At 38.1% G+C, this 13,448-nt stretch carries 14 protein-coding genes; 9 read left to right on the forward strand and 5 right to left on the reverse strand.

Annotated features, from left to right (window positions below):
• The coding region (locus Q7J67_08055) for a hypothetical protein (GenBank protein ID MDO9465232.1) at positions 1-639 on the reverse strand (639 nt) is incomplete at its 3' end.
• A 158-nt stretch (positions 640-797) separates the two neighbouring features.
• On the opposite strand from Q7J67_08055, the gene Q7J67_08060 reads away from it, so the two are divergent.
• Positions 798-2,090, forward strand: a complete 1,293-nt coding sequence (locus Q7J67_08060; GenBank protein ID MDO9465233.1) for an alpha-L-fucosidase — start codon at positions 798-800, stop codon at positions 2,088-2,090.
• A 14-nt stretch (positions 2,091-2,104) separates the two neighbouring features.
• Positions 2,105-3,826, forward strand: a complete 1,722-nt coding sequence (locus Q7J67_08065; protein ID MDO9465234.1) for a hypothetical protein — start codon at positions 2,105-2,107, stop codon at positions 3,824-3,826.
• 1 nt (position 3,827) lies between these two features.
• On the opposite strand, the gene Q7J67_08070 is transcribed toward Q7J67_08065, so the two are convergent.
• The 3 genes from Q7J67_08070 to Q7J67_08080 all read right to left on the reverse strand — a co-directional run bounded on the left by Q7J67_08070 (position 3,828) and on the right by Q7J67_08080 (position 6,921).
• Entirely contained in the window at positions 3,828-5,039 is a 1,212-nt protein-coding gene (locus tag Q7J67_08070) for an argininosuccinate synthase (GenBank protein ID MDO9465235.1), read from the reverse strand.
• Between the two features lie 62 nt (positions 5,040-5,101).
• On the reverse strand, positions 5,102-6,433 hold the full coding sequence (locus tag Q7J67_08075) for an SH3 domain-containing protein (GenBank protein MDO9465236.1): 1,332 nt from the start codon (positions 6,431-6,433) through the stop codon (positions 5,102-5,104).
• Positions 6,434-6,480: 47 nt separating this feature from the next.
• On the reverse strand, positions 6,481-6,921 hold the full coding sequence (locus tag Q7J67_08080) for a CBS domain-containing protein (GenBank protein ID MDO9465237.1): 441 nt from the start codon (positions 6,919-6,921) through the stop codon (positions 6,481-6,483).
• 123 nt (positions 6,922-7,044) lie between these two features.
• Here Q7J67_08080 and metG point away from each other — a divergent pair, with 123 nt between their 5' ends.
• The 7 genes from metG to Q7J67_08115 all read left to right on the forward strand — a co-directional run bounded on the left by metG (position 7,045) and on the right by Q7J67_08115 (position 13,305).
• Positions 7,045-8,574, forward strand: a complete 1,530-nt coding sequence (gene metG / locus Q7J67_08085) for a methionine--tRNA ligase (protein ID MDO9465238.1) — start codon at positions 7,045-7,047, stop codon at positions 8,572-8,574.
• 5 nt (positions 8,575-8,579) lie between these two features.
• Positions 8,580-9,698: a lipid-A-disaccharide synthase gene (gene lpxB / locus Q7J67_08090; GenBank protein MDO9465239.1), complete on the forward strand. Its 1,119-nt coding sequence runs from the start codon at positions 8,580-8,582 to the stop codon at positions 9,696-9,698.
• Between the two features lie 6 nt (positions 9,699-9,704).
• Positions 9,705-11,534 (forward strand): ABC transporter ATP-binding protein, encoded by a 1,830-nt coding sequence (locus tag Q7J67_08095; protein ID MDO9465240.1) that lies wholly within the window; start codon positions 9,705-9,707, stop codon positions 11,532-11,534.
• Complete coding sequence (locus tag Q7J67_08100; protein ID MDO9465241.1) at positions 11,531-12,205, forward strand: lysophospholipid acyltransferase family protein; 675 nt, start codon at positions 11,531-11,533, stop codon at positions 12,203-12,205. The genes Q7J67_08095 and Q7J67_08100 overlap by 4 nt, the downstream gene beginning before the upstream one ends.
• A gap of 1 nt (position 12,206) precedes the next feature.
• The gene (locus Q7J67_08105) at positions 12,207-12,401 is read left to right on the forward strand and encodes a DUF3553 domain-containing protein (protein ID MDO9465242.1); all 195 of its coding nucleotides are present in this window, start codon (positions 12,207-12,209) and stop codon (positions 12,399-12,401) included.
• Between the two features lies 1 nt (position 12,402).
• Positions 12,403-13,038, forward strand: a complete 636-nt coding sequence (locus tag Q7J67_08110) for an XTP/dITP diphosphatase (protein ID MDO9465243.1) — start codon at positions 12,403-12,405, stop codon at positions 13,036-13,038.
• Positions 13,039-13,161: 123 nt separating this feature from the next.
• A complete protein-coding gene (locus Q7J67_08115) occupies positions 13,162-13,305 on the forward strand; it encodes a hypothetical protein (GenBank protein ID MDO9465244.1) in 144 nt (47 codons plus the stop codon).
• Here the strand turns inward: Q7J67_08115 and Q7J67_08120 are convergent.
• On the reverse strand, positions 13,249-13,448 hold a 200-nt coding region (locus Q7J67_08120), incomplete at its 5' end, for a hypothetical protein (protein ID MDO9465245.1). The two genes, Q7J67_08115 and Q7J67_08120, sit on opposite strands and share 57 nt — an antisense overlap.

Below are 13,448 nucleotides of genomic sequence, written 5' to 3' on the forward strand. Positions count from 1 at the left end.
TGTTGTGTGCTTGTCCAAATATATGCTGTTTGGAATGCCATTTTTCTCTATATACTCCTTGAAACTATCCATCGCTGGCATTGTCCCTTCATAATCATAAAATCCAGCTGATACATCATTCGTTGCGTCATCTATGTATCCTATCAAAACTAGCTCAGAGCCTCTTCCTTCCAGCCAGTCATGATGCGATCCATCCATCTGTACCATTTCTCCAAAGCATTGCTTTCTTTCCCGCCATTGACGATGCTCTTTGTGGCCACGGCTTACTTTCCATTCCCCTTCTGCTATGAGCCAGTTACGCAATGTCTGAGTACCTATTGTTATCTTATCTATTTCAGAAAGTTTTTCATTTGCGAGTAACGGGCCAAATCCCTTGTATTTCTCTCTGTAGAGACCTATGACTCTAGCTTTTGTTTTCTTTGGTATTGCCACATTTGAAGACCTGCCACGCGATTTATGCGCTATGCCTTTGTCTCCTTCTTTCCGAATTACTTTTACTATCCTTCTTATCTGTCTGCTGCTCAAATTTAAAACATCCTTTGCTTCAACCTGCTTTAACTCTTTATCCAGTATCTTGTGAATTACGTGTAACCGCTTTAGCTCTATTTGACTTGCAATGATAATATCCCTTTCTGCCATAATGCCCTCCTCTTAAAGCGGGTATTATAGCTTCTTTAAAATAGGACATTTCTAAATGTGCCAAATAGGACATTATCATTTGTGTATTACAAAAAAATTGCCAATTTTTGTGAAAAAGGATAGAATATAAAAAATAGCAAAACAAGGAGGACAATACAATGCTCAAACCTGAATCTACACCCGGCAAAACAGATTGGTTTGTTCATGACCGATTCGGTCTCTTTATTCACTGGGGTATTTACTCAGTCGCAGCTCGTCATGAATGGGTTAAAAACTATGAAAAAATAACGGATGAGAAGTATCAGAAATACTTTGACCATTTTGATCCTGACCTGTATGATCCGGGTGCATGGGCAAAGGCAGCGAAAGATGCCGGGATGAAATATGCCGTCCTGACTACAAAGCATCACGATGGCTTTTGTCTGTGGGATTCTAAACTGACTGATTACAAAGCGACGAATACACTTGCAGGACGTGATCTTCTTAAACCCTTTGTTGAAGCCTTTCGGAAGCAGGGGATTAAAATAGGTTTCTATCATTCGCTGATTGACTGGCATCATCCGGAATTTCCTGTGGACAGCCGTCATCCGCAGCGTGATGATGAGGAATTCAAAAAACGCACAAAAGAACGTGATATAAAAAAATATGCTGAGTATTTACATGGTCAGGTTCGGGAACTGCTGACAGAATTCGGAAAGATTGACATTTTATTCTTTGATTTTTCTTATCCTGAATATCATGGGATGAAAGGAAAAGGCAAAGAGGACTGGCAGTCTGAAAAACTAATTAAGATGATTAGGGAATTAATGCCGGATATAGTGATAAATAATCGGACAGAAATTTCGCAGGATTTCTACACTCCCGAGCAGTTTCAGCCGCGCGGATGGGTTCATGTAAACGGAAAACCTGTTGTATGGGAGGCATGCCAGACATTCAGCGGCAGCTGGGGCTATCACAGGGACGAGAAGACATGGAAGAGTGTGGATATGCTGGTAAAGATGCTTATTGATGGGGTCTCTAAAGGAGGCAATCTCCTTCTCAATGTGGGGCCTACTGCACGAGGTGAATTCGATTATCGGGCGCTTGAACGTCTATCCGGGATGGGCGATTGGATGAGATATCATAGCCGGGCTATCTATGGCTGTACCCAGTCGCCGGACGATTTTATTTGTCCACAGGACTGCCGTTTCACCTATAATCCTCAGACAAAACGCCTTTATCTGCATATATTCAGTTGGCCGTTTAAGCAAATTCATCTTGATGGTATGGCTGATAAGATTGAATATGCGCAACTGTTAAATGACGGCTCAGAGATAAAGATGGAAAGACATGACCCAAAGAAAGCACATTCTTATATGTCTGAAAAAATAGACTCTAAAACTTTGACATTGGAATTGCCGATTGAAAAGCCGGATGTGGTTGTACCGGTTATTGAATTGTTTTTAAAATAGGAAAGGATTATAAAATGGCAAATGTAAAAGCAAAGAAATTAACTTCTCTAAGTAAAGCTAATCCAAAAACTCCAACTATTGGTGTTTTTGCTACGAGCGACCCGCGAATTGATACGGCGAGTCGCACGCGCTGTCAGAATATTATTGACATGGTTGCCAATTCTATATCGGGCAAGGTGTGTCTGCCTGATAAAACGCCAGTTGAAGTAGTTTATTCAACAGTTCTAGTAGACGGAGAGAGAGAGGCAGATATTGTTGCCCGTCAGTTTCGAAAAGCCGGTGTGGATATTCTTGTGTGTGTTTCAGATACATGGGCATTCCCTCAATTAACCCTTATTTCATTATTGCAGCAATTTCCTGCTGATACTCCGATAAATATTACCTGTGGCAACAGTGCTCCCAGGCCAGGCGTTGTTTTTGCTCAGGCTGTTAATGGAGCTATTTCTCAGTATGGGCGTATGGTGCATATGAATGTTGGAACCTGGCCGGATACAGGTAGCAGTCCAAAAATGACAGAAAGAACAGCTGAGAATCTTATTGACTGGTGTTACGGCGCTGTTACTGCGGTAGGTTTAAGAGGAAGGCGTGTTGTTATATTCGGGCATGACTCAATGGGAATGGAAACAGCCTTAGCACATATTCTCCCCACGAGAAATACATTTGGCATAGAAGTTACGCGCCTGGATATGAAACTGCTTGCTGATATGCTTAATAAGAAAGCATATAATAAAAAAGAACTGATAGGATTGAGAAAGTGGCTGAACCGCTATGTTGAAAACAGAATTGAATTACGGAATAATGAAGATGATGAAAGATTCAATCAGTCTCTTGCAATGTATCTTATAAACAGAGATTTATTAAATGATTTGAATGCCGTAGGTGGTGGATTTATGAGTCAGCTGGAATGGGGCTCTGATTCGCGCGGTATTCCTTTGCCTGTTGCAGATGTAATGGAATCCTTGTTTAATTCAACCTTTGATCATAACGGGCGAAAAGCACCTGTTCCCTATGCTACAGAAGCTGACGTACAGGGACTGCTCACTATGCTTTTCTTGACCTATCTGAGCGGTGGCAATCCCCCTTTATTCATGGATTTCCGCAAGGTCTGGGAGATTGGAGAACTCAAGGCACTTGCTAAAAGACTTAATATCCATCTACAGGGTAGGGAATTATGGGAGAAAAAAGGGATAGTAGACGGCGATAATTCAGGGAGCGCATCCTTTGATTGGGCAGCAAGACCCGGTGCAAGTATTAATGAGATTATGTCAAAATGCAGATTCCCGTTAGCTGACCCGTATTATTTCCCGGGCGGCGGTAATTCGGTGAATTATGTTTCACCAGGCGGAATAGAGGGTATTGCAGCCAGATTATGTTATAATACAATAAGCGGCTTATTCTCAATAGTATGGGATGAGGCTTCTACTGCTGAGCTTCCAGCCAAACTTTGCGATGCAGTTTGTCAGGCCTCTACCCCAACATGGCCACATACATTTGTTGTGCCAAAGTATGCAAGCATGCTTGAATACAAGCAGTTTGCACCGGCTAATCATTTTCATATGACATGGAATCTCAAACCTTCCCGGCTTGAATATTGGATGGATTTGACCAATGTTCTTTCTATTACTCCATGGCAGGGGAGACCAAAGTTCATAGAGAACATTGACAGACCTGTTCCTCTGATTTATCTTCAGAACGGCGGCGAGGAGAACACAAAGCTTCTTAGAAGCAGAAGATAAACTATCTATTTTTTTTAAGCAATGCCTTAACCTTCAGCGGAAGGCTCCAGATATCAATAAATCCCTTTGCAGATTTGTGGTCAAATGTATCTTTAGAGGTGTAAGTGGCAAGGTTTTTACTGTACAGGGAGAACTTTGATTTTCGTCCTACAACGGTACAGGTGCCTTTATAAAGTTTTACCTTTACTGTACCTGTCACATTTTCCTGTGTTTTATTAACAAATTCATCCAGAGCTTCTTTTAATGAAGAATGCCATAGTCCATAGTATATTATTTCTGCATATTTCTGAGAGATGATTTCCTTAAAATGCATGGTTTCTCTGTCAAGAACTAGTTCTTCAAGAGCGTTATGAGCATTATGGAGAATAACTGCTGCAGGAGCCTCATATATTTCTCTGGATTTAATTCCTACGAGCCGGTTTTCAACCATATCTATTCTACCAACACCGTAATGTCCACCGAATGTATTTAGAGTTTCAATTGATCCCGCACGGTCCAGAATTTTCCAACAGTCTTTCCATTTTATTTTTTTAGGGATCCCTTTTTCAAAATAGATCTCTACACATCTTGGTTCGTTCGGCGTTTCTGAAGGCGATGTTGTAATCTGATATGCATCTTCAGGGGGTTCTTTCCAAGGATCCTCAAGAGATCCACATTCAATTGCTACTCCCCAGAGATTCCTGTCAATGCTGTAAGGACTTTTCTTTGTAATATCGACAGAAATTTTATATTTTATTGCATAATCTATCTCTTCCTCTCTTGATTTAAGTTCCCATTCTCGCAACGGCGCAATTACTTTTATGGCTGGATTTAATGCTGCAAAGGTCGCCTCAAATCTGACCTGATCATTGCCTTTGCCAGTGCATCCATGTGCCACTGCGTCAGCTTTTTCTTTCTTTGCAATTTCTAAAAGTCTTTTTGCAATAAGAGGACGGCCTAATGCAGTCGCCAGAGGATATTTGTTCTCATATAGTGCGCATGCTCTCAGAGAAGGAAATACATAATCTCTAACAAATTCTTCTCGTAAATCTTCAATATATATCTTGGAAGCGCCTGTTTTTATTGCCTTTTCTTTAAGCGGCTCTAGATATTCACCTTGCCCAAGGTCTGAAGTATATGCAATAATCTCTGCGTTGTATTTATTCTTTAGCCAGTGAATTATAATAGAAGTATCAAGCCCTCCTGAATATGCAACTACAATTTTTTTTGCCATTTTTTGTTCCCTCCAACTCATCCCCTATACCCTTCTCTTGACAAAGAAGGGGGAAGGTGAGTTTAATCAATTACATTTATTGAGACCAATTGCTCAAGCAGAGAACCTGTTTTACCGTATTCTCCCAAACTCAAGTCAGATACTACTACTCTGCCAATATGTTTCTTTACCACAGATGGCCATCTTCCCTCAGTATATTCCCATGTATCATGGATAACATAATAATTTCCATTATCCTCTCCAAGATAGAGCATTATATGCCTCGGCATATAAAGAATGGATATGCCTGGTGGAAGATTTTTAAATCTATCAAATCCTGCAATTTCCCTGCCCATTTTTGCTTGCCAGCTAGAGTTGCGCGGCATTCTTATTCCAAAACACGCAAATATATCCATTATGAATCTGGAGCAATCTCTTTCCCCTCTCATCCCTCCCCAACCATAAGGTGTATGCAATAATTTAAAAGCCTGATTGATTGCGTTCCTTTTTGTATACGGAACATATCCTGTGTGTACATCCTCATAAGCTGGTATATATGCCTTTCTAAAAGACAATTTATTTCTTTTATTTGCAGCAGGAAACGTAATAGTAAAATACTCTTTTTCGCTGTTCATTAAAGGAAAGCGTGTTCCCATCTGCGCACTATCTAGAAAATTTTTACACTCAGAATCAGAGAATATATCGATTTTATTCCCAGTTACAACAACAAATTCTTGAGCTTTCCTGTACTCAATAATATCATTCTTATTATCTGAGATTGCAATATCTTCAGCGTGAATCCAACCTGGGACAATTTCTGTCTTTACATATGCCCATTTCTTATCTCTTGTCTCCCATAACAAAGCCAGAGGCTGCCCCACATCAATAGCGCTGTCCTGGAATCTATCAAAATCATGGTTGTTTTTTCTGGACATAATAATCTCATCTATGGGCAATACGCGTAGGTTTGTCCTGCGAAGTGTGAGTCCAAACTTAATATCTACTTTATCAGGGATTTTGTTTAGGTCTATATTGCGGTATATGGCTTCAAAAAACGGATTATCAACCCGCATATTATCCGTTGTATACCGTTTCTTTTTTTGAACATCTTTAATTGAATTTAGTATATTTTTAGATAATCCCTTGCCTGACGTTGTATTATCTATCTGGATTACTTTTTCTAATATTCTGCGGTTAGTTTCATTGAGTTTTTCAATTTCCTCTGTGGACATTATCACCTTATCTGGATTATCTATCTTGGATATCCAATATCCAGGAGTATGCATCTTTACTTTAACATGAGGCAAAGGATAAGGAGCTATGCAAAGCCTAGAAGCACAGCCGGAGATAAGTATAAATGTCAAAATCCAAATACTCAATAAAATCCTAAACAAACCCAAAATTCTAATTTTCAAAATCCCAAACATTGTTTTGAACATTTGTATTTTAGTTAAGAGAAAAACTAATAACCACCGGATATATAATTCTTCATATGTTTGTTTTCTGTGATAGCATCATTTAAAAGTATCTTGACAATATCTCCAATAGACACAATGCCTAACAGTTTTTCGTTATCCATTATAGGAATATGCCGGATCTTGTTATTGGTCATAATTTCCATAATTGCTTCAATTTTATCTTCTATTGCAGCAGTAATAAGTTTGGCTTTTGGTGTCATGATATCCTTTACAAGCATATCGCACATTTGCTCTTTCGTATTAAACGCTGCATGTAATATATCTCTTTCAGAAATAATTCCATGGATATTGCTATTCTTGTCAATGACCATTAGTGCCCCTATCCGCTTCTCATTTAATAACTTTATACAATCACACAAAGGTTTATCCGGCTGGATCTGAAAGACAACAGCTCCTTTTTGCTGCAGTATAGATTTAATACTCATTTAAAACTCCTTTCTGAATAGTTCCGTTTATTATAGAGCAAAAATTAAAAAAATAAAAGCCTAGTGTTGCCTTATACTTCCCGCTGTTTAAAAATTAACACAAATATGCTATATTAACTAGCTATGGATAAACAGGACAAGGTGTTTTACATAACAACGCCTCTTTATTATGTTAACAGCCACCCACATCTTGGACATTCATACAGCACAATAGTTGCTGATATTATCAATAGGTACAAAAAACTATTTGGGTTTAAAACTTATTTCCTTACAGGTACTGATGAACATGGGCAAAAAATAGTTGAAGCAGCTAATGAGGAAAACAAATCACCTAAAGAATTTGCTGATGAAATATCCAATGAATTTAAGGAAATGTGGCAAAAACTGGGTATAGAGTATTCTCAATTCATAAGAACAACAGCTGATTTTCATAAGAGAATTGTTCAGGGTATTCTCCAGAAAGTTTATGATAATGACGAAATATATTTTGCAGAATATGAAGGATTATACTGTGTTGGATGCGAAAGATTTCTAGATGAGGCAGAACTGGTCGACGGTGATTGTCCTGCGCATAAGACAAAACCAACTTTAATTAAGGAAAGTAACTATTTCTTTAAGATGTCTAAGTATCAGCGCTGGCTCATAGATTACATAAATAAGCATAATGACTTTATATTTCCCGAACAGTATAGAAAAGAAGTGTTGTCTTTTTTAAAGGACCCGTTGAAAGACCTGTGTATATCGCGTCCTAAAGAGAGATTAGAATGGGGAATTGAGCTGCCATTTGACAAAAAATATGTAACATATGTCTGGTTTGATGCTTTAATTAACTATATCTCTGCGCTGGGCTATCCCGACGGAAACTTGTTTAAGAAATACTGGAAATACTCACATCATATTATTGGAAAGGATATTTTAAAGACACACGCTGTGTACTGGCCCACAATGCTTAAGGGGATTGGTTTAGAGCCAGTGCGGAAGTTAGTAGTTCACGGATATTGGAACATGAAAAATATGAAAATGAGTAAGTCAATCGGTAATGTAGCAAACCCTTCAGAATTAGCCGATATTTTTAGTGTTGACGGCTTAAGATTTCTACTAATGTCGGAGATGGTTTTTGGCAAGGATGCAGATTTTAGACTTGATTCATTTATAACAAGTTATAATGCGCATTTGGCAAATAATTTTGGCAATTTAGTTAGCAGAGTCATTAATTTCACAATAAAGAATTTTGATAGCAAAGTGCCTGAATGTGGGGAGCTAACAGAGCTTGAACATGTCCTTCAAAAAAAGGTAAGAGAAAAGGTAAGTTCAATAAAAAAGGCTCTGGATAGTTTTTTAATTCATGAAATTGCAAAGAATTTTTTGGAAATTTCAGCTCTTACAAATCAATATTTTGACAAAACTGAGCCATGGAAGCTGGCAAAGAATGATAGACAAAAAGATCGGCTGGGAAGTATCCTGTATACATGCTGTGATATTATCAGGATTATGAATATTCTAATTTCTCCTGTAATGCCCAATATCTCTTTAAAACTTGCCAAATATCTGGGATATGACTCTGTGAAAACTGAGGAACTGGATTTAAATCTATTACATCCAGGACAATTAATGCATAAGCCGAAGTCCTTATTCCCAAGGATACAACAGTGAAAATAATGATTGTTGCAGGTGAGACATCAGGGGACTTGCATGGAAGCAACCTTGTAAGGAATATGAAAAAAATAGATCCAGGACTTAAATTTATTGGTATGGGTGGACATAGAATGAAGGATGCAGGCGTTGAAAATCTGTTTAATATTGATGACCTTGATATAGTTGGTGTAAGTGAGGTATTTAGAGGAATATTTAAAATAAAAAAGCGGTTCAATGAATTATGCAAAATCATGGATAAAGATTCTCCTAAGCTTGTTATTCTTATTGATTATCCGGGTTTTAATTTGAGATTAGCTAAGCAGGCAAAAAAGAGAAATATTAAAGTTGCTTACTATATCAGTCCTCAAATGTGGGCATGGGGGAAAGGACGTATAAAAACAGTAAAAGCATACGTGGATAAAATGATAGTTATTCTCCCTTTTGAGGAAGATTTTTATAAAGGATATGATGTGCCTGCCGAATTTGTTGGGCATCCTTTACTTGACATAGTAAAAACGTCCGGTACAAGGGAAGAAATCTTAACAAGTTTGGATATAACAGGAAAACCTGTTGTTGGTTTATTGCCGGGAAGCAGAAAACAGGAGATAAGGAGAATATTGCCTGCATTAGTTCAAGCTGCAAAAATGATAAGAAATTCTCTCTCTGATGTAGAATTCGTGCTGTTATGCGCGGAAAATATAGAGGAGAATGATATTGAACGAGTTCTTCATAACCTGAACATTAGTATTAAGATTATTAAAAACAGAACATATGATGGAATGAGCTGTTGCGATCTCTTAATCGGGGCATCAGGAACTGTAACACTTGAAGCAGCGCTTCTGAATGTGCCAATGATTGTTGTTTATAAAGCATCTCCTTTTACAAGTTTTTTATTTAAAACTTTTTTGAGGGTTCCTCATATAGGGCTTGTAAATATAATGGCTGGTGAGAGAATAGTTCCTGAGTTATTGCAGGAAGAAGCAAATCCTGAAAATATTAGTAGATGCACTCTTGATATACTGAACAGCAATGGAAAAATGAGTGACATAAAAAACAGGTTATCAGGAATAACAGAACAGTTGGGAAGCCCGGGCGCAAGCAAAAGAGCCGCAGAGAGTATATATCGAATGCTGGAGGGATAGATAATCATGAATCAATACTTAAGAATTTTAAAATTTATAAAGCCATACTGGAAGAGGATACTGCTGGCAGTAATATGTATGTTCATTCTTCAATTCTGTACTATTGGGTCAATAGGAAGCATAGTGGTATTTATGGATAATATCCTATCGACAGGTAGTGTTTCTCCAAACACACCAATCCCTCTCACTCTTAAGGGAGAACTCTTTGGGCATAAGGTGGCTATAACTCCACTGACAGCAGAATTCACTGTGATTGTGTGGTTGAAGCTGCTGGTTATATTTATAATTTTTATTTATATTTTGAAAGGACTTGCCCAGTTTGCTCAAAGTTATTTAATGACATACGCCGGTCTTAGAGGAACTTTGGATTTGAGAAATAAATTGTATAGGCATATTCAGCATATGAGCTTGTCTTTCTTCACCAGACAGAAGTCAGGCGCTATTATGAGTCGTATTGCAAATGATGTCGGAGAAGTTAAAACATCTATGACGGTACTCTTTGGAGATGTTATTAGAGAGCCAATGAATATCATAACGCGAATAATAATTGCATTTGTGCTCAGCCCAAAACTAACCATTATATCTATTCTGATATTTCCTCTGATAATATACCCAATTATTAAATTCGGCAGAAAGATGCGCAAGCTTACATCCATTACCTTAAAGAGAAGAGCATCCGTTTTTTCAGTGATGCAAGAAAGTCTTTCCTCAATGAGAATTGTTAAGGCTTTTTCTATGGAACATTATGAATCAGAAAGATTTAACAAGGAAAACGAGGGGGTTTTTAAAACAGAGATAAAGAGGACAAGAGTACAGGCAGTTACTTCTTCTGTTACAGAGTTTGCTGGCATGCTTGGGATTGCTGTTGCTACATGGCTGGGTGGCGTTTCTGTTATAAGAGGAGATTTAACTATTGGCTGCTTCATTGGATTTTTTGTTGCTATAGGTGGAATACCTGGTTCAATAAAGAAATTAAGTAGTGTTAATAATACTATTCAGTCTATGTTTGCAGCTGCATCAAGAATCTTCAATGTAATGGATAGCCCGTCAGAAGTTGTTGATTTGCCCAATGCGCGTACATTGGATACATTTAAGAATAAAATCGAATTTAAAAATGTCAGTTTTGCTTATGATAGAAATGTTATTGTGTTGAAAAATATCAGTTTTGATATTAAGCATGGAGAAGTTGTCGCTGTAGTAGGTCCAAGCGGTTCAGGTAAAACGACTATAGCAAATCTCATTCCACGTCTATATGATCCAACATCAGGGGAAATTACAATAGACGAAATGAATATTAATGAATTTTCATTATGTTCTCTTCGCAGGCAAATGGGAATTGTTACACAGGAGACTGTTCTCTTTAATGATACGCTAAGGCAGAATATATCTTATGGGCATCAGGAACAAGTTTCTCAGGAAAAGATAGAACATGCAGCTAAAGCTGCGCTTGCTCATGAGTTTATAATGAAGATGCCTGAAGGATATGATGCTGTTATTGGCGATCGTGGTGTAAAGCTTTCAGGAGGAGAGGCGCAGAGAATAGCCATTGCAAGAGCTATTCTTAAAAATCCTCCTATACTTATACTTGATGAAGCGACCTCTGCTCTTGATACTGAATCAGAATATCTGGTCCAGAAGGCAATAAATAATCTTATGGCCAATCGTACCACATTTGTGATTGCGCATCGGCTTTCTACTATTATGCATGCGGATAAAATTATAGTAGTTGAAGACGGCAAAATTATAGAAACAGGCACACATGAGGAACTTGTCAAAGAGGGAGGTTTGTACAAGAAATTACATGATCTTCAGTTTCGTGTGAATGCTAAAAAATGAAAATACACAGGGTTTTTAAGTCAGGGGTAATTCCATGGTTAGCATGGATATTGATTAGAGGCATTGGTAGAAGCATAGTTATTGAGACCAAAGGAGAAGAAAACTACTTAAAATTAAAAAGAGAAGGCAAAAATATTATACTTGCTACATGGCACAGCAGGTTGTTTTTAACCGTGTATTATTACAGGTACAAGTTAGGCGGAGGGAATATATGTGTCTTAATAAGTCCGAGCAGGGATGGAGAATTTATAGCAAGGGTTATTAAAAGATTTGGGTATTCGTTTATTAGAGGATCTAGCAGGCATTATGAAAAAAATGCTCATGAGGAGATGCTTAAAAGGTTATCAGAAGGTTCTGATATGGGAATAACACCGGACGGACCAAGAGGTCCGGCTGAAAAAGTACAGCAGGGAGTCATTCATATAGCAGCCGAGTCCGGATGTCCGATAGTTCCCATGACATTCAATACATCCAGAAACACAAGACTTAACAGCTGGGATAGGTTTGTATTTCCACATCCTTTCACCAGGGCTGTAGTAACTTTTGGTTCTCCTGTTTATGTTCCGTCAGATGCTTCAAAAGAAGAAAAACTAAAAAAAGGCAGGGAACTAGAAAACGTTCTAAATAGAATAACAAGAATGGCAGATAAACACTTTAATAAAGGGGAATGATATGACTAAACATATTGTTAAACGAGAGTATAAGATTGGCAATAGGGTGATGCATCCAAAATGGGGAAAGGGAACTGTTATTGATCATAGCGGTATTGGAGAGAGTTTGAAAATAACAGTTCATTTTGATAATGACAATCAAAAACGTCTTTTGCTTACTAAATACGCAAAGCTTGAAAAGATAAAAGGTAAGTAGAGTGAATATAGTTCTGGCAACAAGAAACAGATATAAAATAAAAGAGATTAAGAAGATTCTTGGCAGTTTAAGTGTAGAAATCTCGTCTGCATTGGACTTTCCTGGATTGAAGGAGGTTGCAGAGGACGGAAAGAGTATAGAAGAAAATGCAATTAAAAAGGCTATTGTTGTAAGTAAATTCACGCAGCAGTTGGCTATTGCTGACGATTCAGGACTAGAGGTGGACGCTTTGGAGGGACGACCAGGAGTTTATTCCTCACGTTTTGCAGGTGCGAATGCAACTTACGATGATAATAACAAGAAGCTTCTTGAACTCATGGAGTATGTTCCTCCTAAGAATCGCACGGCGCGATTTGTATGTATTGTTGCAATTGCAGACAGAGGCAAAGTAAAAAAAATCATAAAAGGCACTTGTGAAGGGATAATCTCTTTTGAACCTAAAGGCAAAACAGGTTTTGGATATGACCCTATCTTTATTATCCCCGAATACAATAAAACCTTTGCAGAACTGGGTCCTGAGATAAAAAACAAAATAAGCCATAGAGCAAAAGCATTTCTGGAAACAAGAAAGTTTCTAATAACTCAAGCCAGCGGATGTCGAAGATTCAGGTCCGCTGATTTCGAGCGTTATGGCTAAAGGAAGCATTGACTATTGAAAACGAAGATAAAAAGATTTTTTAACTCTTTTCTTCCTGTTTCAGGAAAGCGGTGCGGCAAATGTGTCGATTGTGGAGCATGTTGCCGACTATCCAAACCATGCTTGTTTCTAAGATATTATTCCGATGGACAGAGTTACTGTGCCATCTACTCGTTTCGGCCCTCAAGTTGCCGAAAATACCCAAGAACTTCATCGGAGTTTCTCACAGCAGAAGTTTGTGGGTACAGATTCGAGGAAGACTCTTAAAAAAATTGTGGAACTCCAGATATAATAGGGAACGGTCAACACATCATTACCCCCCTTGCCAGAAAAAGACTGATCTAATCTGATCACGACATCAAGGTCAATAGGTGGAATCATAAGCAAGCGCTTGTCCAGATCCGGCACCT

Source organism: bacterium (assembly GCA_030652805.1).
In the GTDB taxonomy this organism is placed as follows: Bacteria; JAHJDO01; JAHJDO01; order JAHJDO01; family JAHJDO01; genus JAHJDO01.